26 protein-coding genes, 1 tRNA gene and 1 riboswitch are annotated in these 25,318 nt (G+C 38.3%); of the genes, 12 read left to right on the top strand and 15 right to left on the bottom strand.

Going from position 1 to position 25,318, the window contains the following annotated elements:
• Window positions 1-912 (top strand): 4-deoxy-4-formamido-L-arabinose-phosphoundecaprenol deformylase, encoded by a 912-nt coding sequence (locus tag RICGR_RS05780; RefSeq protein WP_006035153.1) that lies wholly within the window; start codon window positions 1-3, stop codon window positions 910-912.
• A 1-nt stretch (window position 913) separates the two neighbouring features.
• Here RICGR_RS05780 and RICGR_RS07535 read toward each other — a convergent pair whose 3' ends face one another.
• Window positions 914-1,639: a GNAT family N-acetyltransferase gene (locus tag RICGR_RS07535; RefSeq protein ID WP_006034928.1), complete on the bottom strand. Its 726-nt coding sequence runs from the start codon at window positions 1,637-1,639 to the stop codon at window positions 914-916.
• A gap of 82 nt (window positions 1,640-1,721) precedes the next feature.
• Here RICGR_RS07535 and RICGR_RS05770 point away from each other — a divergent pair, with 82 nt between their 5' ends.
• Complete coding sequence (locus RICGR_RS05770; RefSeq protein WP_006035584.1) at window positions 1,722-2,735, top strand: bifunctional UDP-4-keto-pentose/UDP-xylose synthase; 1,014 nt, start codon at window positions 1,722-1,724, stop codon at window positions 2,733-2,735.
• Here the strand turns inward: RICGR_RS05770 and lpxK are convergent.
• The 4 genes from lpxK to RICGR_RS05755 form a co-directional block, all read right to left on the bottom strand.
• Window positions 2,695-3,687: a tetraacyldisaccharide 4'-kinase gene (gene lpxK / locus RICGR_RS05765; protein ID WP_006034922.1), complete on the bottom strand. Its 993-nt coding sequence runs from the start codon at window positions 3,685-3,687 to the stop codon at window positions 2,695-2,697. The genes RICGR_RS05770 and lpxK overlap by 41 nt on opposite strands.
• Window positions 3,687-3,830 carry a hypothetical protein gene (locus RICGR_RS08145; protein WP_006035949.1) on the bottom strand — a complete coding sequence of 48 codons (144 nt, stop codon included), beginning with the start codon at window positions 3,828-3,830 and terminating at the stop codon, window positions 3,687-3,689. Before RICGR_RS08145 ends, lpxK begins: the two co-directional genes overlap by 1 nt.
• Before the next feature lie 13 nt (window positions 3,831-3,843).
• Entirely contained in the window at window positions 3,844-4,704 is an 861-nt protein-coding gene (gene pdxY, locus RICGR_RS05760) for a pyridoxal kinase PdxY (protein ID WP_006035171.1), read from the bottom strand.
• A gap of 37 nt (window positions 4,705-4,741) precedes the next feature.
• Window positions 4,742-4,818: transfer RNA gene (locus RICGR_RS05755), tRNA-Arg, on the bottom strand.
• 219 nt (window positions 4,819-5,037) lie between these two features.
• Here RICGR_RS05755 and RICGR_RS05750 point away from each other — a divergent pair.
• Window positions 5,038-6,315: an MFS transporter gene (locus tag RICGR_RS05750; RefSeq protein ID WP_006034692.1), complete on the top strand. Its 1,278-nt coding sequence runs from the start codon at window positions 5,038-5,040 to the stop codon at window positions 6,313-6,315.
• An 18-nt stretch (window positions 6,316-6,333) separates the two neighbouring features.
• On the opposite strand, the gene RICGR_RS05745 is transcribed toward RICGR_RS05750, so the two are convergent.
• Both RICGR_RS05745 and ygfZ read right to left on the bottom strand, forming a co-directional pair.
• A complete protein-coding gene (locus tag RICGR_RS05745) occupies window positions 6,334-6,750 on the bottom strand; it encodes a hypothetical protein (RefSeq protein ID WP_006036011.1) in 417 nt (138 codons plus the stop codon).
• Between the two features lie 10 nt (window positions 6,751-6,760).
• The gene (ygfZ, locus tag RICGR_RS05740; protein WP_006034894.1) at window positions 6,761-7,675 is read right to left on the bottom strand and encodes a CAF17-like 4Fe-4S cluster assembly/insertion protein YgfZ; all 915 of its coding nucleotides are present in this window, start codon (window positions 7,673-7,675) and stop codon (window positions 6,761-6,763) included.
• Window positions 7,676-7,824: 149 nt separating this feature from the next.
• Here ygfZ and RICGR_RS05735 point away from each other — a divergent pair, with 149 nt between their 5' ends.
• The 6 genes from RICGR_RS05735 to RICGR_RS05705 all read left to right on the top strand — a co-directional run bounded on the left by RICGR_RS05735 (window position 7,825) and on the right by RICGR_RS05705 (window position 13,271).
• Window positions 7,825-8,334 carry a Csu type fimbrial protein gene (locus RICGR_RS05735; protein WP_006035491.1) on the top strand — a complete coding sequence of 170 codons (510 nt, stop codon included), beginning with the start codon at window positions 7,825-7,827 and terminating at the stop codon, window positions 8,332-8,334.
• Window positions 8,335-8,388: 54 nt separating this feature from the next.
• Window positions 8,389-8,874 carry a Csu type fimbrial protein gene (locus tag RICGR_RS05730; RefSeq protein ID WP_006035603.1) on the top strand — a complete coding sequence of 162 codons (486 nt, stop codon included), beginning with the start codon at window positions 8,389-8,391 and terminating at the stop codon, window positions 8,872-8,874.
• Window positions 8,875-9,241: 367 nt separating this feature from the next.
• Window positions 9,242-9,709: a fimbrial biogenesis chaperone gene (locus tag RICGR_RS05720; protein ID WP_275113645.1), complete on the top strand. Its 468-nt coding sequence runs from the start codon at window positions 9,242-9,244 to the stop codon at window positions 9,707-9,709.
• A 76-nt stretch (window positions 9,710-9,785) separates the two neighbouring features.
• On the top strand, window positions 9,786-12,113 hold the full coding sequence (locus tag RICGR_RS05715) for a fimbria/pilus outer membrane usher protein (RefSeq protein ID WP_006034984.1): 2,328 nt from the start codon (window positions 9,786-9,788) through the stop codon (window positions 12,111-12,113).
• Window positions 12,104-12,607, top strand: coding sequence for a Csu type fimbrial protein (locus RICGR_RS05710; RefSeq protein ID WP_006034934.1), 504 nt, complete (start codon window positions 12,104-12,106; stop codon window positions 12,605-12,607). Before RICGR_RS05715 ends, RICGR_RS05710 begins: the two co-directional genes overlap by 10 nt.
• A 178-nt stretch (window positions 12,608-12,785) precedes the next feature.
• Complete coding sequence (locus RICGR_RS05705) at window positions 12,786-13,271, top strand: Csu type fimbrial protein (protein ID WP_006035027.1); 486 nt, start codon at window positions 12,786-12,788, stop codon at window positions 13,269-13,271.
• 25 nt (window positions 13,272-13,296) lie between these two features.
• Here RICGR_RS05705 and RICGR_RS05700 read toward each other — a convergent pair whose 3' ends face one another.
• From RICGR_RS05700 to RICGR_RS05690, 3 genes are read right to left on the bottom strand one after another with little or no spacing between them, the layout of a single operon-like run.
• A complete protein-coding gene (locus tag RICGR_RS05700; RefSeq protein WP_006034773.1) occupies window positions 13,297-13,881 on the bottom strand; it encodes a phosphoheptose isomerase in 585 nt (194 codons plus the stop codon).
• A complete protein-coding gene (locus RICGR_RS05695) occupies window positions 13,878-14,270 on the bottom strand; it encodes a YraN family protein (RefSeq protein WP_006035523.1) in 393 nt (130 codons plus the stop codon). Before RICGR_RS05695 ends, RICGR_RS05700 begins: the two co-directional genes overlap by 4 nt.
• An 8-nt stretch (window positions 14,271-14,278) precedes the next feature.
• Window positions 14,279-15,421, bottom strand: a complete 1,143-nt coding sequence (locus RICGR_RS05690; RefSeq protein WP_240992233.1) for a penicillin-binding protein activator — start codon at window positions 15,419-15,421, stop codon at window positions 14,279-14,281.
• A 117-nt stretch (window positions 15,422-15,538) separates the two neighbouring features.
• Here RICGR_RS05690 and RICGR_RS05685 point away from each other — a divergent pair, with 117 nt between their 5' ends.
• Window positions 15,539-16,105 (top strand): Smr/MutS family protein, encoded by a 567-nt coding sequence (locus RICGR_RS05685; RefSeq protein WP_006035503.1) that lies wholly within the window; start codon window positions 15,539-15,541, stop codon window positions 16,103-16,105.
• Here the strand turns inward: RICGR_RS05685 and uvrD are convergent.
• The 4 genes from uvrD to RICGR_RS05665 all read right to left on the bottom strand — a co-directional run bounded on the left by uvrD (window position 16,091) and on the right by RICGR_RS05665 (window position 20,896).
• Window positions 16,091-18,259, bottom strand: a complete 2,169-nt coding sequence (uvrD, locus tag RICGR_RS05680; RefSeq protein WP_006035249.1) for a DNA helicase II — start codon at window positions 18,257-18,259, stop codon at window positions 16,091-16,093. The genes RICGR_RS05685 and uvrD overlap by 15 nt on opposite strands.
• Window positions 18,260-18,375: 116 nt before the next feature.
• On the bottom strand, window positions 18,376-19,338 hold the full coding sequence (locus RICGR_RS05675) for an ABC transporter substrate-binding protein (RefSeq protein ID WP_006035076.1): 963 nt from the start codon (window positions 19,336-19,338) through the stop codon (window positions 18,376-18,378).
• Window positions 19,323-20,171, bottom strand: coding sequence for an ABC transporter permease (locus RICGR_RS05670; protein WP_006035842.1), 849 nt, complete (start codon window positions 20,169-20,171; stop codon window positions 19,323-19,325). The genes RICGR_RS05675 and RICGR_RS05670 overlap by 16 nt, the downstream gene beginning before the upstream one ends.
• Window positions 20,171-20,896, bottom strand: coding sequence for an ABC transporter ATP-binding protein (locus RICGR_RS05665; protein ID WP_006035754.1), 726 nt, complete (start codon window positions 20,894-20,896; stop codon window positions 20,171-20,173). The genes RICGR_RS05670 and RICGR_RS05665 overlap by 1 nt, the downstream gene beginning before the upstream one ends.
• Window positions 20,887-20,979, bottom strand: a riboswitch (TPP riboswitch). Its footprint overlaps the gene before it by 10 nt.
• Before the next feature lie 230 nt (window positions 20,980-21,209).
• Between RICGR_RS05665 and RICGR_RS05660 the strand changes: the two genes are divergently transcribed.
• Entirely contained in the window at window positions 21,210-21,644 is a 435-nt protein-coding gene (locus tag RICGR_RS05660; protein WP_006035160.1) for a TlpA family protein disulfide reductase, read from the top strand.
• 2 nt (window positions 21,645-21,646) lie between these two features.
• Here the strand turns inward: RICGR_RS05660 and RICGR_RS05655 are convergent, their stop codons facing one another.
• Window positions 21,647-24,115 carry a penicillin-binding protein 1A gene (locus RICGR_RS05655; RefSeq protein ID WP_006035630.1) on the bottom strand — a complete coding sequence of 823 codons (2,469 nt, stop codon included), beginning with the start codon at window positions 24,113-24,115 and terminating at the stop codon, window positions 21,647-21,649.
• 239 nt (window positions 24,116-24,354) lie between these two features.
• Between RICGR_RS05655 and pilM the strand changes: the two genes are divergently transcribed.
• The gene (gene pilM / locus RICGR_RS05650) at window positions 24,355-25,296 is read left to right on the top strand and encodes a type IV pilus biogenesis protein PilM (RefSeq protein WP_006034981.1); all 942 of its coding nucleotides are present in this window, start codon (window positions 24,355-24,357) and stop codon (window positions 25,294-25,296) included.
• The last annotated feature ends 22 nt before the right edge of the window (window positions 25,297-25,318 follow it).

Raw genomic sequence — 25,318 nt, 5'->3', positions numbered from 1 at the left:
ATGCGTTCTCCGCAAACTCAGGTAATGGCCATTAAAGTGGATGTGGATACCGAACGAGGAACTCGTCTTGGTGTTCCTAATCTACTGAGGTTATTTGAAAAATATGCAATTTCCGTTACCTTTTTATTTTCTTTGGGACCTGATAATACGGGACGCGCTATTAAGCGTATTTTTCGTAGTGGGTTTCTTAGAAAAGTTTCACGAAGCAATGTTGTTTCTATTTACGGGTGGCGTACTTTGCTTAATGGGATACTATGGCCTGGACCGCATATCGGTAAACGTTGCGCTAAAATAATGTATGAAACTGAACGTGCAGGTCATGAGGTTGGAATTCATTGTTATGATCATGTTCGCTGGCAAGATCATGTGCATACCTGGTCTAAAAAAGAAGTGGCTCTCGAATTTAAAAAAGCCTCACTTGAATTTAAACGGATATTTTCCCGTGAAGCAAAAACGGCCGGAGCAGCAGGCTGGCAGGCTAATGCCCATAGTTTAGCCGTTTATGATGATGAAAATCTATTATACGCAAGTGATACGCGTGGCACTCATCCTGCATACCCTAAAATCAATGAAAAAATTTATAAGACATTGCAGATCCCAACGAATTTACCGACTTTGGATGAACTCATCGGACGTCCGGAATTTCCATTGGCCACACTGGATGACTATTATTTAAGTTTATTACGCTCTGATAGGGTGAATGTCTTGACCATTCATGCTGAAATAGAGGGCATGAAATATTTAGATTTTTTTGAAAAATTTCTTTGGAAAGCACGGGATCGAGGGATAATAGTTAAAACCTTGAATACAGTTGCAAGAGAAACGTTAATCCATCCGGAGGAAATTCCAATCTTAAACTTAACACAGGGGAAGATAGCGGGTCGGTCCGGTCATTTGGCACTTTTAGAATAAACTAGAGCCAAAAATGATAAAAATATTCTCTTTTTTCTTCATTAAAACCGCAACTTTCATAGAGTTTTTGCGCTTTAAGATTCGTTTTCTGAGTAACGACTTGGCAAATCTCATAATTGTGTTGAAGACTCCAATCAGTCGCGGCACACACTAAACGTTTTCCTATGCCTTGGCCTTGGTGAGCAGGATGAACACCGACTAAGCTTAAATCGGCTCGCCCCTGCTTCTCATCAATCGTAATCATGCCGATGATATGATGCGTATTGTTTTTAATGACCAGCACGATGTTGGCAACTATTTTTTGACACGCATTATTAATCCAGTGTTTATAAAGCTGATGCGTCTGTTCGGTGGTTAATTTGGGATCATTACGAAACCTTGAAGATTTACTGATTTCTATAGCAATGCGTTCCAGCTCGGAATTTGCTTGAGTAGACCCATACACTTCAACATCTTGGTAGGGAAACGATAAAGGAACATATTTTTTTTTTAATTCTTGGATATACGTTATTTTTTCATCGGCTAAAAAACCTCGGCAGAAGCTGGCAGCGTGTTGAGCGCTAGAGTCATGACTATCTATACACCAATAGACAAGTTGGATGCCCTTTTCTTTAAGTTTTTGTAAGGAGTGATAAAGTTCTTTTGAGTTGAGTTTAGGGCAGATAATCTTGGCGACCGATATCCCAAGGATATGGCTATCCCAAGTTAATAGTTGAGTGTTCTGCATAAATTAAGTAGAGTATTCGCTTTTTAGCGTCCAACTTTATAGTATTCCATTTTTAAAAATATAACTAGCTGAAGTATGAAATATGGGCTTAAAAGTATTCATTTTAGGAATTAATGGTTTTATTGGGAGTCATCTCCTTGAACACTGTTTAACAAAAACCGAGTGGGATCTGATTGGCCTTGATTTAGCGGATAATAATATTAGTGAATTTCTTCAACACCCGCGTTTAATTTTTAAAAAAGGGGATATGAATTGGGAACATGCATGGATAAGTCAACAGATTCACGCCTGTGATGTTGTTTTACCTTTAGTGGCTATTGCGACACCTGCCCATTATGTTAAAAATCCGTTAGCTATTTTTGAGCTTGATTTTGAAGCGAACCTAAACATCATTCGCCAGTGTGTTCAACATAAAAAACGTATTGTTTTTCCTTCAACCTCAGAAGTTTATGGAATGTGCACCGATGAACTATTTGATGAAGAAACCAGTAATTTTGTACAAGGACCTATTCATAAATCGCGTTGGATCTATTCATGCTGTAAGCAACTTTTAGATCGAGTCATTCATGCGTATGGATTAAAAAATGAATTACGCTATACACTGTTTAGGCCCTTTAATTGGGTGGGCGCGAAATTGGATAATCCGCATAATCCTAAGCCAGGGAGTTCTCGTGTTGTCAGTCAATTTATTGGGAATATCTTACGGGGTGAGCCTATCCAACTCGTCAATGGTGGACAACAACGTCGGTGCTTTATCGATATTGATGATGGAATGGCTTGTTTACTAAAAATTATTGCCAATGATAAGGGCTGCGCTGATCAAGCCATTTTTAATGTGGGTAATCCTGCGAATGATATTTCAATTCGGGAATTAGCTGAATTATTATTAAGCCTCATTAAAACGTATCCCAATTATGTGCAAGCGCCAATTAAACTACAAACAATCAGTGCAAGTCGTTATTATGGGAAAGGGTATCAAGATGTGGAACGTCGTCTGCCTTCGATTAAGCAGGCCGAACAGCGGTTGGACTGGCAACCACACATCGATATAAAAACTAGCTTGAAGAAGATTTTAGATTTTTATCTAGTAAAGTAATGCGATGAAGGATAGCCTTGAGAAGGGTATTATCTAATTCAGTTTTTGTTCTTAAACACCACAATCGAGTATCCACAAAACCAACACATTTTACGGCGTCTTTTTCAGTCATTATGATAATGGCATCCTCTCCATAATTAAGATCGCGAGGCTTAAACAAGTAATGATCGGGAAAAGAATGTTCAATGATCTGAAGACCTAATTGACGTAATAAATTAAAAAATTGATGTGGGTTACCAATTCCAGCGACGGCATGCACTTTTTTTCCATGAAAATGGTTTATTGATTGTTTATTTTCAGGTTGAATAAGTGGGTAAAAAAAATCGGGAATTAAAGTGAGTTTAAATTCATTAGTTTGAGTTGTTCCTTTGCTGACAACGAAATCGACTGAATTTAATCGCGAAACAGGCTCACGGAGTGGTCCAGCGGGTAAACAAAAATTATTTCCAAAACGTTCCTTGCCGTCAACAACAACAATTTCTAGGTTTCTACCGAGACTTAAGTGTTGTAAACCATCATCACTAATGACAATATTACAATTTGATCGCTTGAGTAAATGCTTAGCGCCGCGACTACGATTTGGATCAATAACGGTTGGACAACCGGTTTGCTGCGCAATCAATAAAGGCTCGTCACCTACTTCACGTGCATTACAGTTTGGATGGACGAAACAAGGAAAATTCTGGGTGTTACTACCATAGCCGCGGCTGATAATCCCTGGACGCCAGCCTTGCTCTTTTAAAAAGCGGGCAAGTCGGATAACAACGGGTGTTTTACCTGTTCCTCCGATAGTAATATTCCCAACAACAATGACAGGTACTGAGAGAGAATTTATCTTTAAAAGATGCGTCTGGTAAAGCTTACGACGTAAATAAATAATAATAATGTATACAAGCGATAATGGCCATAGTAAGTAAGCTAAAAAATTTTTTCCCCGCCAGATTTTTAACATTATTTTTTAAACATTAAGGAAGTAATACGGTTCTTTTTTTTAAGTAACTTATAATACCGAACGAGGGGAATTATGAGATTAATTAAAAGAATGGTGATGGTTGGGAGATAAGCCGTCCATAAATAGAAATGATAATCTTTCATGCGTAACTTCCTATTATTCTATTTGCCGTAGCATAACATAATTTGGGGAAACTTGTTTATAATCAGTATGAATAATTTTTAACTCCCGGCAATGTGCAATCTGTGTTGCCTGAACAACCTGATGCGTTTTATTTAATGCACATTGGAACGCAGTGAGTGCATTGTTATTTAATAAGAAATAGCCTAAATAAAGGGCTGAAAAAAGATCGCCAGTTCCATTGATAATCCTGGGACTCTTTGGAGAAGAACGGGTTGCAATAAACTGGCCCTGAGGACTTGAAAGGAAAGCATAATTATCCATCAAATTATTTTCTTTTTTTAAATTCAAGCTGGTTATGACGACAATACGTATTCCTTTTTGATGGAAAAAATTCGCGGCTTGCTTCAGTTCATGTAAAGTATTTATTTTTTTACCATATAAATATTCTGTTTCGAAATGATTGGGCGTGATGATGTTGGCGACGTCTAAACATTCGGTACGAAAGAAGTCAGGAATATCCGGTTTAACAAAACACGCTTTCCCATTGGGTGTTGCCATGACAGGGTCGCAGAGATAAATCAGCTGAGGATTAACGCGTTGAAATTGACGTACCGTATCAACGATAACAGCGCCAATTTCCTTATCGCCAAGATAGCCCGATAAAATGGCGTCACATTGTTTTGCGTGATCTAAGTCGATTAAACCTTGAATAATGGCACGTATTTGCTTTGCTGTGCAGATATTTCCTTGCCAATGACCATAGCCAGTATGGTTTGAAAATTGAACGGTGTTAACAGGCCAGACTTCAAAGCCTAAGGCTTGTAAAGGAAATGTAGCAGCTTTATTTCCCACATAGCCGTAACTCACATGTGATTGAATGGATAAAATATTCATTGCTTCTCGAAGACCTTTGTTGAGAGCCTTGCAAACGTGGTGCCCCAGGCCGGATTCGAACCGGCGACCTGTCCCTTAGGAGGGGACTGCGCTATCCAACTGTGCCACCGGGGCGAATGTTTCGTTATTATACGCGCGCATTATAATTTACGAATGAAATGATTCATTGCGGTTCATCATAAGAATATCATTTTTCTAGTTTATTTTATCTAAAAATAAGCATGAACAATTATTGAAATGCGTGAAGCATAATCTGATAAAAATCAGGCGTGCAAAATTTGGCTAATAATGCCATAATTCTCCGCGAATGAAGTTTAAGATTTAACGTGTCTCATGTCTATTGAAAAGAAACATTTTACGAACCATCCTTTTTATCCTTGGTTAGTGATTGCATTAGCGGCAGCCTTTTTATTTTATAAATATATGTTGCAAGTCTCGCCGAGTATTATGACTGAAGATTTAATGCGTGTATTTCAGATACAAGGAACGGGTTTAGGCAATTTAACGGCAAGCTTTTTTTATTCTTTTTTGATAGCACAACTTTTTGTAGGTGTGTTGTTAGATCGTTATAGTCCACGCGTATTAACCACAATGGCTATTCTGGTATGTGCCGTGGGTGCGTTTATTTTTTCTAAAACAGATACGTTAAATATAGCGATATGGGCAAGAACATTGATGGGTATTGGTGCTGCCTTTGCGACAGTGAGTTATATGAAAATGGCTAGTTTATGGTTTAAACCGAATCGATTTGCTTTTATTGGGGGTTTATTAGCAACTGCGGCGATGTTAGGTGCGGCTGCAGGCCAAGCGCCTTTATCGTTTGCGGTTACTCTTTTCGGATGGCGGGAGAGTTTATATTTTTGCGCATTGAGCGGATTTATTTTAGCCGGTTTATTTTATTTTCTTGTTCGCGATGGAAAGTATAATAAACAGTTAATGAAAACGGAGTCTGTAGAAAAAATTTCATTTCATGATATTTGGCTTGTCCTCAATAATAAACAAAACTGGCTCATTACGCTCTATAGTGGATTGGCTTTTGCGCCTATCGATGCATTTGCGGGTCTTTGGTGTATTCCTTTTCTCAAGGTGAGTTATCATGTTTCTCACACGCAGGCAGCGATATTGGCTTCTTTAATTTTTTTAGGTTTGGCTTTAGGTAGTCCTTTATTAGGGTTATGGTCAGATAAGATCAATAAACGGGTTTCTGTTATGTTGACACAGGGTTTTATTGCATTCATTTCTAGTCTATTGATTATTTATATCAATCAGTTTCCGCTTTGGTTATTGGGCGTTTTATTATTTATATTTGGGTTTAGTACCAGTGCATTTATGTTAGGTTTCACATTAGGCAGAGAATTAAATAAAATAACCGTTGCAGCAACGATCATCGCTTTAATTAATACAGGCGATATTATCTTTAGTGCGCTCACCCAACCTTTAATAGGGAAGTTATTAGATGCCAATTGGCGCGGTGGTGTGATATCCGGCGTACCCCGTTTTTCTTCCGTGGAATACCATCATGCCTTGAGCATTTTGCCCATCTATATTGTATTGTCTTTAGTGTTATTATTTTTTATACGTGATCGAGACCCACAACAAATAGAAAATTAAATTTATTTTTTTCAAGATTTACGGGATTAAATTGGCGATAACATTCGTTTTATAATCTGATTGCATAATCGGTAAATTTTGAAAGTCGTGTAAAACCTTTGCACAAGGGATTATTTGTTTTTTCTTCTCCGCTATTTGTGCTTCTTGACGGGTACGCTGATAGATCAATGCTGCCGCTGTTTGATCCGCTGCGTCATTCGCAAGCTTATTGATGGCTTCGGTTACCCGTGCAGAAAAATCGCCTAAGTTTTGTCCGCAAGCGCTTGCAACGCCGGCAATGCTACCGGCTTGTCTTGCAAATTCAATCGCCTTGCTTTGGGACTCGTCCAATGTTTTGGGTGCATCGTGAGGGAGTGGCGAAGCATTGGCGAATAGATGAACACTGATACTGAACAGTAAAAGGAAGCCTTGTATTTTTTTTTGTAATGTCCGCATAAAATAGGTTCTAGTTAGTCGAATAAGGGAGTTCTAAGAATTCTAATTTCGGGCCTTCAGGACACCCTAGCCTGATAGTATGGGAAATCGCTTTTGTTTGCAAACTGATTAAAGCTTGATAACGATTCTTATCTTCTTCGGCACTCATCATTAATGCACCTTGTTCAACCTTTTCAGCGCTATCAAAAAGAAGCGTTCCGGGTAAAAAGGAGTTTTGAGCGTTGAAACGTACGCGATAAAGCCTGCTTTTTGATTTTCCCAAATAATGAGTGCGGGCAATGATTTCTTGGCCAATATAACAACCTTTGTGAAAACAAACAGCACCTAATTCTGGAAGATTGAGTTGGTGAGGGGTAAATTGACCACTGGTTTCTGGATAGATAGTCGGAATTCCAGCGAGAATATCCAATAGATGCCAATGATGAATGTTCTGCTGTTCAAAGCGAACGTGAATAAAATGAAGCGGTGCTAGTAGGACAACACGGGGCACGGAGCCGGGAATAGAGACGCTTAAGACGTGATTCAATTCTAAAATCTCATTTTCTTTGAATGATAATTTCTGTGCCTCAAATAGGCTTTTTAGGGTAGGGCCATAAATCCCTATTTTTTGAAAGTCTTGGCTAACGTCTACTAAAACTACGTTTGAAAAAAGTGCGTATTTTTGCAATGAGGCCAATAGAAGAGGAAGTGTAGTGCGCGGTAATAAAAAATAATAATTTTTTTGGTAAAAAAATAGTCGAAAAATAGCAATGATCCGACCTTTCGCATCACAGTGAGCACCTAATCGGCTTTGTTCTGCATTAATTTCTTCCAGATCACACGTTAATTGACCCTGTAGGAACAGCGTGACGTCTTGACCACTGGCGCGAATAAGTCCGAGTTCACTCAGGTCGATGGCATTCTGATTCGTTATTTTTTCAAGCATAACTGAGGCCTTTTTCATTAAAGCAGAAAATATTCACTAAAATAAATGGAGGATTATAAATGATTTAGAATCGTTATATAAGCAACTTGAAAGGGTTATTGACTAGATAGGCAGAAAATTTAAAAAAGCTTACTTTTTTAGGGGGGGATATGGGTTTTTTAATCCGGTTTTTTATGGGTTTTTTATTTTTTTTAGTTTTTGAAGAAACAATGGGTTTTACGATGTCTAATACCTTAGCAGTGACGGCAACGGTGGGTGATGAAAATGGGGGCAAAGGGAATTGTTCGTTGAATTCAATTGCAACGATGAAATTTCCCAATTATTATCCATTGAACCCTCATCCGGATGATGCGATAGCGACGATGACCGTTACGTGTTTATCCAATCTTGAATATAATATCCAGATAAATAAAGGCGAAGGTGTTGGTGCAACTGAAGCGCATCGTTTCTTAACGAAATTAGGAGGAACTCAGCAACTTGAGTATAATCTTTTTCAAGAAGCAAATCATCAACATAAATATGGAATGGGCCAAAATGCATTGCATCGTGTTGCAACAGGACTCCCAGAGGTGCTGGCTATTTATGGTCAAATCCCGAGTAATCAGAAGGTAGAAGCAGGACCTTATTTGGATCAGGTCACTATTTTCGTAACGTTTTAATTTCGTTTAAGACATGCGATGTGCAACAAATTTTTATTGATAAGGAAATCAATTATGTTGAAAGCGCAACACGTTTATTTTGGATTTTTAGTTTTATTACTAAGCCATCCGGCGTTTGCGCCGACAACCACTGGCAATTTACCTATCAATGCGACCGTCAATGCGGCCTGTATTTTTGGTAATATTACCTCGGTAAATTTCGGTAATTATACCGGAGCTATCAATAATGCGACGGGTGGCGTTGAAGTAAACTGCACCAACGGTACAACTTACAATATTTCTTTAGGGCCTGGTACGTTTCCTGGTGCGACCGTGACGACTCGGCAAATGACAGGTACACCGACAGGTTCATTAGCTTATGCGCTTTTTCGAAATTCAGGACGCACACAAAATTGGGGTCAAACGATAGGGACAGACACCGTTGCAGGAACGGGTACGGGTGTTATTCAACCCTATACGGTTTATGGTCAAATAGCAGCGGGATTGACACCTGCGGCGGGTAGTTATAATGATACAGTCGTCATCACGATTACTTATTGATTTAAAGTGCGTATCGGGTTTTTATTTGGAAAACGTTTAACTTGTGTGAATAAATCAACGCATTCTTTGTGATGGAACTAAAAAAATAGTTTAAACAAAAACGAAAGGATTCATTAAAAATGAAAATAATATGCAAAACATGGGTTTATATTTTGGGGGCATTATGGGTTTCAAATGTTTACGCTACTATTTTAGAGATTACACCTGTTCAGCTCTCATTAGCCCCCAATAAAAGAATTGGGGTTCTTAAAGTGACTAATCGAGGAAATGAAACGAGTTTACTCCAGTTAAGTTTGTTCGATTGGAAACAAAGTCCTAATGGAAAAGATAGTTATAAAATTTCTCATGATATTCTATTAACCCCCCGTTGTTTGCGTTGCCTGCACATAAAACTCAGATTATACGTTTTGCGTTAAAACATCCTACTTATAATGCGTCGCAAAAAACCTATCGACTCCATTTAAAAGAAGTACAGCAACCCAAACAGAAAAAATTAGGTCAAACACTCTATTTTTTAATGGATATCTCACTCCCATTGTTTGTCCAGCCACAACAGCGCGTTGAAAATGGAATTTGGTCAATAAAACGTTTGGGATCTCATCGTCTTAAATTGAATTTATATAATGATGGGAACGTTTCTTTATTCGTCAATCAATGGCAGTTATTCGATAAGAATACGCCGGAGCCCATAACGAAAAAGCACTCGACTTTCGCCTATATTTTACCACGGTCCTCTCATTTTTGGATAGTAAAAGTCGATTCTCATAGTAATTATACGGATATCAGATCAAACATTAATGGAAAAAATAAAATATCAGCATTATATAAATTTTAAATGTGTATTCATTGTTTGTTTTATCATGCTTTTTATAAGTCTCGAGTGTCATGCAGAATTTGAAAAGAACGGTTCAATGAATTCTGCATTAACACAGAAAAAAAATAAACGAGAGATGATCCCCTTGTTGCTTGAAATAAAGCTAAATGGAATGTTATTACCGGGTATTGCACGGTGTTATAAAGATTTATCCGGTTCTATCTGGATTGATGAGAATGATCTGCGTCTATGGAAAATGCAAATTATTTCGCATGCACCTTTAAAATATCATAAAGAAAATTTATATAAACTGGATTGGTACCCTGATGTTCGTTATCGTTTAAATCAGTATGCGATGCAGTTAGCAATCACGGTTCCTACGCGATTATTTGACATTCAAACATTTGATCCGTTGAGTAAACGTCTAGGCCCTTTAAGACCAGAAGCGCCAGGTGCGTTTCTGAACTATGATGCCGTTGCTTTAAGGAATAATAGTGCTGAAATCAATCAGACGAATCTTTCCGCATTATTGGGCTTAGGATTATTTAATCGTTTTGGCGTAGGGACCGCTGATATATTGGCTTATAATAAATATGCTAATAATATTACGTTATTAACGACTGAATCAAATAAACTTATCCGCTTAAATACAACCTGGACTTTCGATCAACCTGAAAAAATTGCAACGTGGCGATTTGGCGATGCTGTCACGGGCTCAACTTTTTGGAGTGGCGCAGCCCGCTTTGCTGGAATTCAATATGCAACGAACTTTAATACACAACCTAATTTAGTGACGTTCCCGCTTCCGGGTTATAAAGGCGAAGCTTCTATTCCGAGTAAAGTAGATGTTTTTGTAAATAGTGTTTTGAATCAACAACATATTGTTAATAATGGTCCCTATATATTTAATAACATTCCAGTTATCTCAGGAGCAGGTCATGTGAATGTGGTGACGCAAGATGTGTTGGGCCGTAGTAAAATGATTAGTTTTCCTTATTATGCAAGCCCTCTATTACTTAAACCTCATTTAGTCGATTTTTCTTATGAAGCAGGATTTATTCGCGATAATTATGGCGTGAATAGTAATGATTACGGACGTTTTTTGGCGGTGGCGACCTATCAACGTGGCATTACGCCTAATCTGACATTAGGGGGACATTCCGAAATATTGTTTGATCAGCAAACTTTAGGTTTTTCTGCGAATTATTTATTAAATAATTACGGTGTACTCTCTTTTGCTGTGGCAGGCGGACATAATAATTCAGGGACTGGAGGGGGATTATTGGGTTTAGGTTTTGTTCGTCAGGGACCACAACTTAGTTATGGTTTTAATACGAGTTTAACAACTTTAAATTATTTACAATTGGGTGTACAACCGAACACGTCACCACCGAGTATGGTGAATCAATTATTCTTGGGATACAGTTTGGAACATTATGGGTCACTCAGTACGAGTTTTACAATGGTGAATAGCCGAAATTTTAATACGGCGAATGGAATATCAAATACCCCAACAGCGCGATTATTGACAGCGACTTATACGCATCATGTATTTAAAAATATTTCTTTAAGTTTAGGTTTTGCAGGAGATTTACGTCATTCAGAGACGAATCAAGCATTTTTAACGTTAGTTTTAGCACCGGATGTCAATCATTTTGTTACGAATTCTACAACGTGGCAAAACCATCAATGGCAAGATATGTTGCAATGGACTAAACCGACGCCTTTAGGTACAGGCTACGGCTATAATTTATTTGCTAGCAACAACAGTAATCATTATGCCGGTGTTGATGCGACGTTACAAAATGAAATCGGTGCTTACACCGTACGTATGGGACAGGCTCGTGGCCAAGCCAGTTATGAAGTCGATGCAAGTGGTAGTGCTATTTATTTTACCGGCAACGGTTTTTTAGCGCGTAAATTAACAAAAAGTTTTGCTTTAGTGAAAGTTTCTGATTTCCAGAATGTAGAGGTGTATTACGAAAACCAATTAATGGGTAAAACAGATAAAAATGGATATTTTTTAGTGACTGAGTTATTGCCTTATCAAGAAAATACCATCGAAATAGAACCGACGACATTACCTTTAAATACACAAGTGGGTATGACTCAGCAAACCATCATTCCTTATTTTAAAAGTGGGGTTCTTGCTGAATTTTCAGTGAAACGTATGCAAGGCCTTGATCTTCATGTAAAAACACCGAATGGGCAATTTATCCCCGTGGGTGCCGAACTCATAATAAATAATAATGTTTGTGATGAACGTTACCCAGTGGGTTATGAAGGCGAAGTGTACATTCCTGAAATAAAAAATGATCTTTTAGAAGGTTCAGTGGTCTGGGATAAGCACATTTATTATTTTTCGGTTCGTCTACCGAAGACCAATGACCCCATTATCGAATTAGGAGACGTACAGTGTTACTAAAACAATGTAAACAAACAGGATTTTATGTGATTATTTTATTTTTTTATAATTTTTATAGTTGTTCCGCCTATGCGGCGTGTACCGGTTTGGGTTGCTCCTGTTCAGTGGGAACCCAAGCCGTGGCGTTTGGTAGTTATGTAACGACTTCTCCTACCCCTAAAACAGCGAACGGTAATGTGGCCGTGACGTGCTCTGCATTAGTGATATATAGCGTGTCTTATGTCATTCGGTTAGCCAAAGGAAACAGCGCCACGTATACACCTCGTTTCATGAATAGCCTCGGTGTGCATTTGAACTATAACCTCTATACGACAGCAGCATTTACCTCGATTTGGGGAGATGCCACTGGAGGAACTGTGAGCGTGAGCGATTCTTATACTTCAATAGGATTGTCAACCACCCGAAATTACACCGTTTTTGGTCGAGTTCCTGCTTTGCAGCCTGTTGGACCTGGAACGTATACGGACTCGGTTTTGGTTTCAGTCACTTATTAACGCGGTCTCCTGGATTTACTGGATAATCCGTTATTCCTCTATTAGTCTTAATAAAAAGCAATTTCCTTTAAAAATTTTCTGTATGGATCGAAACCATCTTCTCATTGTGTAGTTTAAGGCTTGATAAAAAATAAATTTTTGATTTGTGGCTAAAAGTTGAGCACAAAGGGGGTTAATTATGCGTTTATTGAATGTCAGTGTTTTTTTATTTTTTTTGTTCTTGCCGTTTTCGACATTCAGTGATGAGGGGACATCCATGTTAGTTTCAGTCGATGTGGTAGGAGGATGCACCGTTCGGGCGACACCATTACTATTTGGAATTTACAATCCTGACTCACCGTTGCCTAATAATTCAACCGCACGGTTAAAAGTGCTTTGTACATTAAATATTCCCTATTATATAACCTTCGATCAAGGATCAGGATATTCCGCAACGACTCGGTTACGCCAAATGTCAGGACCTGATCACGCATCAATAAACTATATTTTAACTCAGAATCCAACACGTACTATTAATTGGGGCAATGTTATTGGTGTTGATGCGCTTTTTCAAATAGGGACAGGGATTAAACAAATAATTCCTGTTTACGGTCAGATTCCTCCTAAGCAAAATGTAGGTATTGGATCCTACCGAGATGTTGTTAATGTAGGAGTTATTTTTTAAGAACAAAAAAATTTAAATGACAGTATCAACCAAATAACTGCTTATCAATCAAGTCGCATAAGCAATGAATGATTAACAAATGCGTTTCTTGTATTCGTGCAGTGGAGGTGCCCTGAACACGTATTTCAATGTCGGTAGAGCTTAATAGCCCTGCTAAGCTACCCCCTTCCTTACCCGTCAGTGCAATAATTTTTAAACCTCTACTTTGGGCGGCTTCACAGGCTTTTAGTATATTTTTAGCGTTTCCACTTGTTGAAATGACGAGTAAAATGTCTCCTGCTTGGCCTAAGGCTCTAATTTGTTTAGAAAAAATTTCAGTGTAACTATAATCATTGGCAATCGAGGTAATGATTGACGTATCTGTCGTTAAAGCAATCGCAGGTAAACTCGGACGCTCGGTTTCAAAACGATTAATCATTTCTGAAGCGAAATGCTGCGAATCGGCCGCTGAACCGCCATTCCCACAGACGAGAATTTTATTATTATTTAAAAGACACTCAACAAAGAGTTGACTTGCCGTCAAGATAATTTCAGGTAGTGTTTCTGCGGCATCCGATTTGGTGCGTATGCTTTCAGAAAAATGCGTTTTAATACGGGCTAATAGATTCATGATTTACCTAGAAATGCATTTTTTATCCATTCTACTTGAGCGGAGTCCAGTTTGGAAACGGCAAGTAATTTTTGAGTGATAGGTTTAACGCCGACAACGTCAAAACGACAGGCTATTTTTTCGGATAAACGTTGGGATGATAAATAATATTCTGCGGCCTTCATTATTTTATTTTGTTTCATTGCATGGATAGATTCTAAACTATTACCAAACTGAAGAGATTGTCGATAACGTACTTCAATAAAAACCAATACGTTTTTATCTTTCATAATTAAATCGATTTCACCGAAACAACATCGGAAATTACGGGTAATTCGTTTAAGTTTTTGTCGACGTAGATAATCCTGGACTAGACTTTCGATATGATGACCTAACTTTTGAGTGTTCATGGTAAAGGTTATTGACTGATTGGAACGGCATATCCCTTATGAAATTGCGCGCAAGGCAATTGACGAACAATTCGACGTTGTGTATTGAATGAAAGTATTCCGGTTGTGCCTTGAAGTGTTTTTTGCGAAGACTTATGACGTTCAAATTGCTGAATAATATGAAATGCATCGACTCCTAATGCATAATATTGACTATTTCGATTAAAATCGAGAGGAAAAGACAACTTCAGCTGTTGATAAAGATCGGGTTCAATCCAGTTCCCTAAAGACCACGGTGCAGCACAGAAAATAATTTGATTTAAATCAGTATCAAAATGTTGTGAAGGTATGCCGCTATAAATGGATGCCGTTGCGTAGACCGGGATATTTCCTGCATAAAAGAATTTTAATAACGGCTTGATTTGACGCCCAAACTGCGGATTACTGACTAAAAATAGGACGTCAAAGTCCATTCGTCGCGTATGAGGCGATTTAAAATGAAGAAAATGACGTAATTGTTGAGTGACGCTAGAAGGATTTTTTGATAATTCAAGGTGATCAACCACAATTCCGCCTAAGACTTGCCATTGTTGTGCAAATAGTTTACCTATTTCTGTCCCCCAATGACCGTTTACAGTGATAATTATTGCAGAACGCTTACCACTGTTCCAAGCCATTTGTGTCACTTGTTGCACTTCATCCTGAGGTGATAAACCCAATTGATATAACCCAGAAGGCGTACTAATATCGGAATTTAAATAATTTAACGCTAAAATAGGGATGCTGGATTGCAAACTCGCAATGTTTTGTACTTGAGATTTAAGCAATGGGCCGACTATTATTCGCGCTTTTTTTGCCAAAGCTTCACTATAAGCCGCTTGCATAGAGGTCCCAACACCCGTGTCTATGAGAATAATATGAGGCGATGTTTCACTTTCATCGGCGGCAGCAAAAAAACCTTTTTTAACTGACTGAGCCACTTTTGCTAAAGGACCGTGTAAAGGTAAGAGCAACGCAATTGGTTGTTGATGCTGACCCATTGTCGAAAGAGAGGGAGTAAAAGCTTGGTGAGAGACTGGATGGGGTAAGCGAGAATGACTGGAGCAGGCCACAAGACCGATTAACAATAATGTACTTGCAATACGACATAGACTCATCAATGAAAAAAACACGTATTTTCCCAGCCAAAACTTTAAAGGTTAGCGTAATAATAATTTATTCTGATCGTTTTATGCAATGGTATAACGCTCTAAAAATTTTTAATTTTTTCTTAACGGAGTGATGACGTTATGAATAAATCAAGGCTTGATAAAGAAGATTGGGCATTTTTTAAAGAAGTCATGAAAGATGTCAAGCGTACGCCAACGGTTCACGTCAATCCTAAGCCTAAAAAAAATAGTCCTAAGCGTACACGTTTAATTGATTTCAATGATGAAAATCGATCAAACGCGTTCATACTTCGTGATCCAACCGAATTAAATATCACATCGGATGAGCCATTATTTTTTAATCGGCCCGGTGTTCAGAATAAGCGACTTAAACAATTAACGCGTGGAGATATACGTCCATCCAACTGTCTCGATTTACATCAAATGACAGTCAATCAAGCTCGGTTTGCCGTCTATCATTTTTTATTACAAAGCCAAAAATACCATTACACCTGCGTGCGCATTATACACGGTAAAGGAAAATTTAAATCGTCAGGCGCTAAGTTAAAAAATCATGTTTATTATTGGCTGCCGCAAATTTCCTGGGTATTGGCTTTTTCTTCTGCTCAAGCACGAGATGGAGGAACAGGAGCGGTTTATGTTTTATTACGTCGAATTCGTGCTTCAGCGGATTTATTTCGTGGATAATTTAGCATAGTTTGCTACCAACCATTTTGTACCTGCTTTATTAAATTTAATGTGCAAACGGGTATGTTCCCCTTTGCCATCCGCATCTATCAGCGTCCCTTCACCAAACGTGGGATGAATGACGGTTTGTCCGATACAAAATCCGGTATCACCGATTGAATGAGTGGTGTTTTGTGTTCGTTTTAAGGGTTGTGTTGGCCTAATAATCGATGTGCGTAGACGAATTTCTTCTACTAATTCTTTTGGAATTTCTGAAATAAATCGAGAGGGACGATGATGACTTTCAGTGCCATGTAAGCGTCTTACTTCAGCATAACTTAAAAATAGTTTACGCATGGCACGCGTCATACCGACATAACAGAGGCGACGTTCTTCTTCTAAGCGGCCCGGTTCTTCATGAGAGAGATGGTGAGGGAACAAGCCTTCTTCCATTCCGCATAAAAATACCCAGGGGAACTCTAAACCTTTTGCAGAATGCAACGTCATTAATTGTACACAGGCGTGTTGTTCGTTCGCTTGGTGTTCACCGGCTTCTAATGCAACGTGGGCAAGAAAAGAAGAAAGTATAGAAAGCGTACTCTCTTCAGGAATAAATTGTCGCGTCGCATTGATAAGTTCTTCAAGGTTTTCAATACGGGCTTGACCCCGCTCACCTTTTTCTTTTTTGTAATGATTAAATAAGCCACTCTGATAAAGGACGTGTTCAGTTTGCTCAGCTAAACTGAATGTTTTAATTTCTTCGTCCATTTTATCGATTAATTGGATAAAATGAGCGAGTGCATTGGCCGCACGTGAAGGTAAGCATTGTTGGTTTAATAGATACGTGGCCGCTTGCCATAAAGAAAGTGCTTGCGTGCGCGCTTCCAAGCGAAGCTTTTGTAAAGTTTGATCGCCAATACCACGCGTTGGCGTGTTAATGACGCGTTCAAAGCCAGGATCATCATTTCGATTCGCAATGAGACGTAAGTAAGCAAGCGCATCTTTGATTTCTGCGCGTTCAAAGAAACGTAATCCACCATAGATACGATAAGGGATCTGCGCGTGTATGAGCGCCTCTTCAAGTACGCGTGATTGTGCATTGGATCGATATAAAATAGCAATGTCATTGGCATGCACTTCTTTTTTTAAACCTTGCTTGATTTGGTTGATAATGAAACGGGCTTCATCTAAATCATTAAAGGCACCATAGAGTGCTATTTTGTCACCATCACCGCGACTACTCCAAAGCTTTTTCCCTAAGCGTCCGTCATTGTGTGTAATGAGCGCATTTGAAGCTGCTAAAATGACACCCGTGGAGCGATAATTTTGCTCGAGTCGTATGATCTGATGCTCTGGAAAATCGTGCGTAAAATCATATATATTTTTTACACGAGCACCACGCCATCCATAAATCGATTGATCATCATCGCCCACTATCATGAAGTAGTTTTTTCCGCTACTCAATAATTTTAACCACGCATATTGTATGCGATTGGTATCTTGAAACTCATCAACGAGAATATGTTGAAAACGACCTTGATAATAATGCAAAATTTCGGGATGTTTAATAAAAAGTTCATAGCTCCGTAAAAGAAGTTCAGCAAAATCGATAACTCCATTTCGATCGCAAACTTCCTCATAGGACTGGTAAAGTCGAACTAACGTTTTGGTATAAGGATCATTCGAGTTTTTAACGTGATGCGATCGAATACCTTCATCTTTTTGCTGATTAATAAACCATTGCACTTTTTTGGGTGCCCATTGTGCTTCATCAAGATTTAAACTCAGCAAAATTCTTTTTATCATACGGTATTGATCATCGCTATCAATGATTTGAAATGATTGCGGTAAACCCGAAGCTTCCCAATGTTGACGTAATAGTCGATGTGCGAGACCATGAAACGTACCTACCCACATCGTTTTCATAGGGATATCCAATAAATTTTCTAAGCGCTGTCGCATTTCTCCTGCAGCTTTATTCGTAAAGGTAACCGCAAGGATATGATGCAAAGAGATACCTTCTACATGGATTAACCAAGCCATTCGATGGACCAATACACGTGTTTTTCCACTGCCTGCGCCGGCTAATACCAAGAGATGCGTTTGACGCGCGGCAACAACCTGTTGCTGGGCTTCATTGAGAGATTCTAACAAAGGATGGGTAGGATTTAGCATAACGCGAATTGTAACGAAAATTTGAACCTTCTGCATGAATTATTTTTAATAATAAAAAAATAATGTGTTATTCACTTCTTGATTCAATGAGTAAGACGGTGGGTTGTGAGGCTTCGTTAAATGAGTTTTATAGCATAATCTTCAGTTTTTATTTTTTTAGAGATGATTTTGTTACGGTATAAAAACAACATAAATTTTTGATAAGCCGCTTTATCAAAATCCACTGGATATCGAGCAAGATAAGGTAACGTCGCCTGCCAAATGCGGTGATTCAATTCATTGTTTAATGCGGGATGGTCTTTAGCAAATAGTTCCCAGCTTTTTTCTGGATGAGTCATTAAATAGGAGGTTGCTTGATTCAACGCGACTAAAAATTTAACAAGCCGAGAATCGTGCAATTGGTTTTTATTGGCAATAATAATCAATTCATCATAATGGGGAATACCCGCTAATTCGACTGGAAAGATTTTTACAGGTTGATGAGCGTATTGCATTTGCAGGGGTTCGACGTTGCGCATGACGTTGACAACACCATCAACGCGATCAGTGAGTAATGCTTGTATTAAGTCGTATTGTACATTGATGGTTTGTACATCGTTGATTGTTAAATGGGCTTTATTTAATAGGCCTTTCAGCATTAAGGTTCCTTCGGCATGAGAAGTATAGGCAATACGTTTTGATCGTAAATCGGTCAGTTGACGAATGGGCCCATTTTTTTTAACCAGGAGACAATTTAAAGGATGGTTAATTAAGCTGGCAATACGTATGAGCGGCAATCCCCTCGAGACCTGAACAACGAATTGAGGTTGATAGCTGAGGGCTAAATCGGCATGGCCTGCGGCGACTAATTTAGGACCATCGTCAGGATTGGTGGGTGCAATAATATGAACGTTAATGCCTTCTTTTGAAAAAAAATGATGTGCTTGGGCAACAAAGAGTGCGGCCTGATCGGGGTTAATTAACCAATCGAGAATAAGCGTTAATGGCTTAGCGGCTGCAAGGGGAGTAATGAATAAAAAACTAACGAAAAAAAAATATTTTTTACAGCGCATGAATAAATGAATTAACGAAATGACCATGGTAAAGCCCATTGAAGTAACGTATCTATAAAGAAATAAAATAAAACGCCTAGAAAAAATAGGACGAATAATACAGCAAACATTAAATCAATTTGCATTTGAGCATTCGCGTTTAAAAGTAAAAATCCTAAACCTTGATTCGCACCCACCCATTCTCCAATAATCGCGGCTAAAGGAGCCATAGCGGTTGCTAATCGGATACCGGAGGCGAGATGGGGTAATGCAGAGGGGATACGTATTTGGTAGAGTATTTGCCACGAACTACTATTCATTATTTTAGCGATATTTAAATAAGTTTCGGGTGTTTGCTTTAAGCCATCAAGAAAATTATTGGTAATGGGGAAAAATAACATGAACACCGTCGTCATTATCTTAACCATTATTCCGTAACCCAACCAAAGTACAAGTACTGGAGCAATGGCAAAGACAGGCAGCACTTGACTGGCTAATAATAAGGGGAACAAAAGGGTATGTAAGGGGCGAAATGAACACATACAAAGCGCAATACTGATCCCTAGTAATACGCTTAAAGTAAAACCGAAAAAAATTTCAAGGACTGTGGGAATCGCTTGAAAAAAAATGAATGATCCCTGTTTAATGAGACTCTGTAATACATCAATGGGTGTCGGTAATAGATAATGAGGAAGATGAAAAACACGAATTAAACTTGTCCAGATAAAAATAAACCAGAGAGGAATGCAACATTGATGAAACAATAAAGCAAGACTTTTTTGAATGTATTGTTTACAAACCCGAAACGTGATTGTTCGTGAAGCTAAAAACAATTTTTGTAATTGACTCAATTGGTTACGTAAAAAAACAAAGACATACATTAATGAGATTCCTCAAGGCGATGTAAAAGGTGGGCTTGCCATCGTAATAGATCAGGGTTATTCAATGATCGAGGGGGTGAATCCGGTAATTTACACGGTATGGGGTTAATTTTTGCCGGATGTCCTGACATAATCGCAATATGATGGCCTAAGCGCAATGCTTCTAAGGGATCATGGGTGACTAATAGCACGGTACATCCGTTTAGTGCATGTGCAGTCATTTCTTGTAGTTGATAACGAGTCACTGCATCTAACGCAGAGAAGGGTTCATCCATTAAGACAATGGGTCGGTTCTCTAATAATACGCGAGCCAAAGCAACACGCTGTTGCATTCCTCCAGATAATTGGGCTGGATATTGTGTTAAGACCTCTCCGAGTCCCAGTTGTTTTAATAAAGCATGTGCTTTCGCATAAGGTTTATTGGTGCATCTTAGTCGATAACCTAAAAGTGTATTATTTAAAACGGTTAGCCAAGGTAATAAAGTATGCGTTTGTGGCATATACGCTAAACGGCCGTCCAAGCCTTTTTGATCAGACGTACAAATAATGGATGTTCCATTTAATCCAGCGATGAGTTGTAAAAAACGACTTTTTCCTATGCCACTTGTCCCTAATAAGCAGGTTATTTGGCCAGCAGCCAAATGGAAATTGAGCTTGTCAAATAAAATTTTATCGTGATAACGCAAGCAAGCGTTCATGATTGATACAGCGGGTGATGTTGGCATGATACTTTTCCTACGCGGGGATTATCCCGATCAGGTTTAAGGGTATTTCTCAGCCTAATGATTAGACACCCCTAAGTAATTGGGCATCTTAACAATCTCATTAATAAAATAAAAGCGAGATAACATTAAAATTTTTATCTTGTGGAATAAAGAAAGTGGATTTTCAATTTCCCTTATCATTTTGGGTGACGCTCGCTTTGTGATGGCTATTGAGGTTTAATGATTTGGAATGGAGTGCAGTTTTAAAATTTAGTTAAAAAATTAACTATAATGGTTGAAAATGAATGGATTATTTTTCTTTTGTGAGGAATGTATGCGTAAAATCTTTACATGGGTACTATTAACCAGCATTTTGTTAAGTGTGTCTAGCGTTGTATGGGGAGCCAGCATAGTAAAAGATCTTAATTTTTCTAATTATAAAGGTAGATGGGTGGTTATTAGTTATTGGGCTACCTGGTGTGAATATTGTATGGGCGAAATACCCGAATTAAATGCATTTTATCGAGCGCATGCTGACCAGGTTGCAATGTTCGGGTTTAATTATGATGATCCAGGCAATTTACAGCAACATATACAACGAAGTGGCGTTATATTTCCTACATTAGTGGATGATCCGAAAGCTAATTTTGGTATACGAGGGATATCCGGTTTGCCAACCACATTTATTATTGGACCTGATGGTCGATTGAAACATGTATTAGAAGGACCGCAAACAAAACGTAGTTTAGAAAAAGCGATTGGTTTATAACCTTAAAAAACAGGTTCGCCGATATCTCCGCTATTTTCTTGATTTTCGAGCGAGGTTGATTCGGTCTGGGTTTGAATTTCTGTAGAATCTGTCGGGATTTCATCAGTATCAGGAGTCGTCAATGAAAGATTATCTTCTTGTGTGGATAGTTTTTCCAGATTATCCTTTCGGAAATATTCTAAAACAGAACCTGGTGTTCCATTCGGTAAAAGATTTCCAGTCAATGGATCAATACTTGCCGTCACGATATCAGGCGGTTGAGGCATCGTTTTTTCAGCCTGGCCTTTTAATGCAACACGCATAAAATCGATCCACATGGGTAAGGCCGCTTTTGCGCCATACTCTTGGACTGAATGAGGCTTATCAAACCCAATCCAAACAGTTGCCACTATATTACTGTTGAATCCCGTAAACCACGTATCGACATAATCGCTGGTTGTGCCGGTTTTTCCAGCGAGATCATTTCGATTCAACACATTCGCTTGTGAACCTGTTCCATAACGTATGACATCCTTCAATGCAGAGGTCATAAGAAAAGCAATGTCAGCAGGGATAACGTGAGGAGCATAAGGACTTTCTTTTCCATCCGATGGGAGCTCAATTTCTCCACGTAGACACGCTTCACACGCTATTTTAGGTTCTGCTTTATAAATGATTTGACCTTGTTCGTTTGTAATATGATCAATGAGATAAGGTGTAATTCGAAAACCACCATTGGCAAATACCGCGTAAGCGCGCGCTAATTCAAGAGGAGTAACCTCACCTGTTCCCAGTGCGAGCGAGAGATTCCGAGGTAATTTTTTAGCATTGAAACCAAAACGTTTCGCATAAGCTAATACGTAGGGCACATCAATCGCTTGGAGTAAACGAACGGAAATAAGGTTAATGGATTTCGCTAAAGCAACACGTAAACGGGTTGGGCCACTGAAAATATGATTGTCATTCTGTGGGCGCCAAGGTTCATCACGGCCCGGTATGTCAAATACGAGCGGTGCATCATTGAAAACATTCGCTAACGTATAACCTTTAGCCAATGCTGCCGCATAAATAAAAGGTTTAAATCCTGAACCCGGTTGTCGCTCGGCTTGAATGACACGATTAAATTTACTTAAATGATAATCAAAGCCACCCACTAAGGCAGTAATTGCGCCGGTTTGTGGGTTTAATGCGACTAGTGCACCTTGTACTTTAGGAATTTGCGATAATTCCCAGGTGTTATTAGCAGTTAATTGAACACGAATAATATCACCAACCTGGACTTTATTTTTTAAAATCTCAGGGGGTGGATTAAAGTAGGTGATATCCAGTTGAGGTGTTGTCCATGCGACATTTTGCCAGGGAATAAAAATCATTTGATTATCCACTAAAAGCGCAGTGATCGCTTGATTAGTTACAGAAATTACAATGGCAGCGTATAGACCATTAATGGAAGCAACGCGATGTAATGCGTTCAACGTGTGAGTTACTTTATTGGCATCTAATGGAGCAATGTTTTTCGCAGGTCTTCTATAACCGTGTCGTTTATCATAAGCCAATAAACTCTTCCTTAAGGCGGCATCGGCTGCGATTTGCTGAGTAGCGTTGATGGTTGTGAAAACATTATAACCTTTTAAGTAGCTATCTTCACCAAAGCTTTTGTACATCATGTCACGCACCATTTCAGCGACATAAGGTGCTTTAATGATTCCGCCGGCATGGGTTTGTGGATGAGTTATCATGGGCGTGGCGATTGCCGTTTCATAAGCGGCCTTTGAAATGTAACCCAGTTCATACATGCGCAAAAGAACATGATTACGACGTTGCTTTGCAGCAATTGGATTGACTAATGGGTTAATGGCAGAGGGAGCTTTGGGTAAGCCTGCAATGGTTGCCATTTCTGGTAATGTCAGTTGATTGAGTGTTTTATTGAAATAAACTTGTGCTGCAGCCGCAATCCCGTAAGCACGATTTCCAAGAAAGATCTTATTGAGATAAAGTTCTAAAATTTGTTCTTTAGTGAATTCGCGTTCAATTTTTAAAGAAAGTAAAATTTCAGTAAATTTTCTTAGAAAAGTTTTTTCCCGCGATAAATAAAAATTACGGGCAACTTGCATCGTAATCGTACTGCCTCCTTGAACCTTGCTTCCAGTGAGCACGACTTCACCGGCTGCACGTAATAAGCCATAAAAATCAACGCCATGATGTTCTAAAAAGCGTTGATCTTCAGTGGCTAAAAAAGCTTTTACCATCAAATTAGGGACATCATTTAATCGAACAAGATTACGATGAAGCTCACCAAATTCAGCGATAGGCTGCCCATCTTGAGTATAAATTCGCATGGGGATAGGAAGTTGTACGGATTTCAATTCCTCGACATCCGGCAGTTGTTTATCAAGATAAATATAAAACAAACTTCCTACCACGATAAGCGTGATAAAAAGACTTAAAAGCATCAAAAAAAAATTACGAAAAAAATGATTCGATCGTTTCATAATGAAGACATTTAATTAAAGGGAAATATCCTATCGTAGAGTGAAAAGAGTTTAATAAAAAAATAATGTGTAATTCTATCTTTGTACACTTAATTTCAATGAAAAGAAAGTCATTCGAATTTGAATGATGCGACTTTTAAATGACTGCGCAATGTATGTATTAAATGATTGACAAAATATTGTTTGAATGCATAATAAAAGATGAACGATTAATAATCTATAAAAAGAATAAAGTAAATATGGATTTTTTCAAGGAGCGAGCCAACACGACTGATAACCCTCAGGAGACGATAGGCTTGGATATCGGCAGTCGCATGATTAAATGGGTCTGTTTGGACGAAAATCATGTATTAAAACATTATGCGATTCATGCGATTCCTTTTCCGATAACAGCGGCACACCGTGAGGCCAAAATGGCTAGCTGTTTAAAAGAAACATTACTTGAACGAGAATTTATAAAAAATTGTATCCTCAATATTCCTGATTCTCTTATTTTTAGTTACTGGGTTGAAATCGATTATCCGAGCAGTCAAACGATTCATGAAGTCATTGAATGGTTAGTCGGAAAATCAATTTTGTGTCCTGTAAATGAACTTTATTTTGACTATCAAATTTTTGATTTATCACACCAAAATCAATGTAATGTACTGATAGTAGCATGCCGTAAAGAACATTTAGATTTTCGCGTAAACATCGTTCATGAAGCCCATTTAATACCAACCGTCGTTGAAGTTAATTCGCATGCTTTAGAAAGAGCGTGTTTATTTTTTTATCCTAAATTTAATCAGGAAAATAATGTTTTACTAGAAATTAGTACAAGCCAGATGACGTTTTTGTTTTTTAATACGGACCAACCTCAACCGGTGGTGTATTGTGAAAATTTGCTGAATGAGAGGGATCAAGAAAACATTTTACTACAAATAAAACGCAATATTAAACGTTATGTTTTATCTCATCCTGATTATAGTGTAAATCAAATCACTCTCATTGGTAGCGATCCATCACTTGTTCATTATTTATTAATCCAATTAGATGGGTTTTTAAAAATAAACGTAAAAAATTTAGAAAAAGAATGCATGGCACATTCTGAATTAAATAAAAATTTTTTACGTTTATTTTTAAGTTATGGTTTGGCATTAAGATCTTATGCTAAAAAAAAGGAAAAAAATGAAATAGGCTGAATCAATAATTATATGCTCAGTT

This window comes from Rickettsiella grylli (assembly GCF_000168295.1).
Classification (GTDB): domain Bacteria; phylum Pseudomonadota; class Gammaproteobacteria; order Diplorickettsiales; family Diplorickettsiaceae; genus Aquirickettsiella; species Aquirickettsiella grylli.
The sequence above is the reverse complement of the archived record's forward strand: the minus strand, read 5'-3'. Positions and strand labels throughout refer to the sequence as shown.

What these genes read in the sequence shown, in the direction of transcription:
- RICGR_RS05670 (WP_006035842.1), bottom strand. Translation starts at nt 20,171, where the DNA reads ATGTATGTCTTTGTTTTTTTACGTAACCAATTGAGTCAATTACAAAAA.
- RICGR_RS05700 (WP_006034773.1), bottom strand. Translation starts at nt 13,881, where the DNA reads ATGAATCTATTAGCCCGTATTAAAACGCATTTTTCTGAAAGCATACGC.
- RICGR_RS05655 (WP_006035630.1), bottom strand. Translation starts at nt 24,115, where the DNA reads ATGAAACGATCGAATCATTTTTTTCGTAATTTTTTTTTGATGCTTTTA.
- RICGR_RS05665 (WP_006035754.1), bottom strand. Translation starts at nt 20,896, where the DNA reads ATGCCAACATCACCCGCTGTATCAATCATGAACGCTTGCTTGCGTTAT.
- pilM (WP_006034981.1), top strand. Translation starts at nt 24,355, where the DNA reads ATGGATTTTTTCAAGGAGCGAGCCAACACGACTGATAACCCTCAGGAG.
- RICGR_RS05770 (WP_006035584.1), top strand. Translation starts at nt 1,722, where the DNA reads ATGGGCTTAAAAGTATTCATTTTAGGAATTAATGGTTTTATTGGGAGT.
- RICGR_RS05745 (WP_006036011.1), bottom strand. Translation starts at nt 6,750, where the DNA reads ATGCGGACATTACAAAAAAAAATACAAGGCTTCCTTTTACTGTTCAGT.
- RICGR_RS05695 (WP_006035523.1), bottom strand. Translation starts at nt 14,270, where the DNA reads ATGAACACTCAAAAGTTAGGTCATCATATCGAAAGTCTAGTCCAGGAT.
- RICGR_RS05705 (WP_006035027.1), top strand. Translation starts at nt 12,786, where the DNA reads ATGCGTTTATTGAATGTCAGTGTTTTTTTATTTTTTTTGTTCTTGCCG.
- RICGR_RS05660 (WP_006035160.1), top strand. Translation starts at nt 21,210, where the DNA reads ATGCGTAAAATCTTTACATGGGTACTATTAACCAGCATTTTGTTAAGT.
- RICGR_RS08145 (WP_006035949.1), bottom strand. Translation starts at nt 3,830, where the DNA reads ATGAAAGATTATCATTTCTATTTATGGACGGCTTATCTCCCAACCATC.
- RICGR_RS05730 (WP_006035603.1), top strand. Translation starts at nt 8,389, where the DNA reads ATGTTGAAAGCGCAACACGTTTATTTTGGATTTTTAGTTTTATTACTA.
- RICGR_RS05780 (WP_006035153.1), top strand. Translation starts at nt 1, where the DNA reads ATGCGTTCTCCGCAAACTCAGGTAATGGCCATTAAAGTGGATGTGGAT.
- RICGR_RS07535 (WP_006034928.1), bottom strand. Translation starts at nt 1,639, where the DNA reads ATGCAGAACACTCAACTATTAACTTGGGATAGCCATATCCTTGGGATA.
- RICGR_RS05715 (WP_006034984.1), top strand. Translation starts at nt 9,786, where the DNA reads ATGAATTCTGCATTAACACAGAAAAAAAATAAACGAGAGATGATCCCC.
- RICGR_RS05735 (WP_006035491.1), top strand. Translation starts at nt 7,825, where the DNA reads ATGGGTTTTTTAATCCGGTTTTTTATGGGTTTTTTATTTTTTTTAGTT.
- RICGR_RS05685 (WP_006035503.1), top strand. Translation starts at nt 15,539, where the DNA reads ATGAATAAATCAAGGCTTGATAAAGAAGATTGGGCATTTTTTAAAGAA.
- pdxY (WP_006035171.1), bottom strand. Translation starts at nt 4,704, where the DNA reads ATGAATATTTTATCCATTCAATCACATGTGAGTTACGGCTATGTGGGA.
- RICGR_RS05750 (WP_006034692.1), top strand. Translation starts at nt 5,038, where the DNA reads ATGTCTATTGAAAAGAAACATTTTACGAACCATCCTTTTTATCCTTGG.
- RICGR_RS05675 (WP_006035076.1), bottom strand. Translation starts at nt 19,338, where the DNA reads ATGGTCATTTCGTTAATTCATTTATTCATGCGCTGTAAAAAATATTTT.
- uvrD (WP_006035249.1), bottom strand. Translation starts at nt 18,259, where the DNA reads ATGCTAAATCCTACCCATCCTTTGTTAGAATCTCTCAATGAAGCCCAG.
- lpxK (WP_006034922.1), bottom strand. Translation starts at nt 3,687, where the DNA reads ATGTTAAAAATCTGGCGGGGAAAAAATTTTTTAGCTTACTTACTATGG.
- ygfZ (WP_006034894.1), bottom strand. Translation starts at nt 7,675, where the DNA reads ATGCTTGAAAAAATAACGAATCAGAATGCCATCGACCTGAGTGAACTC.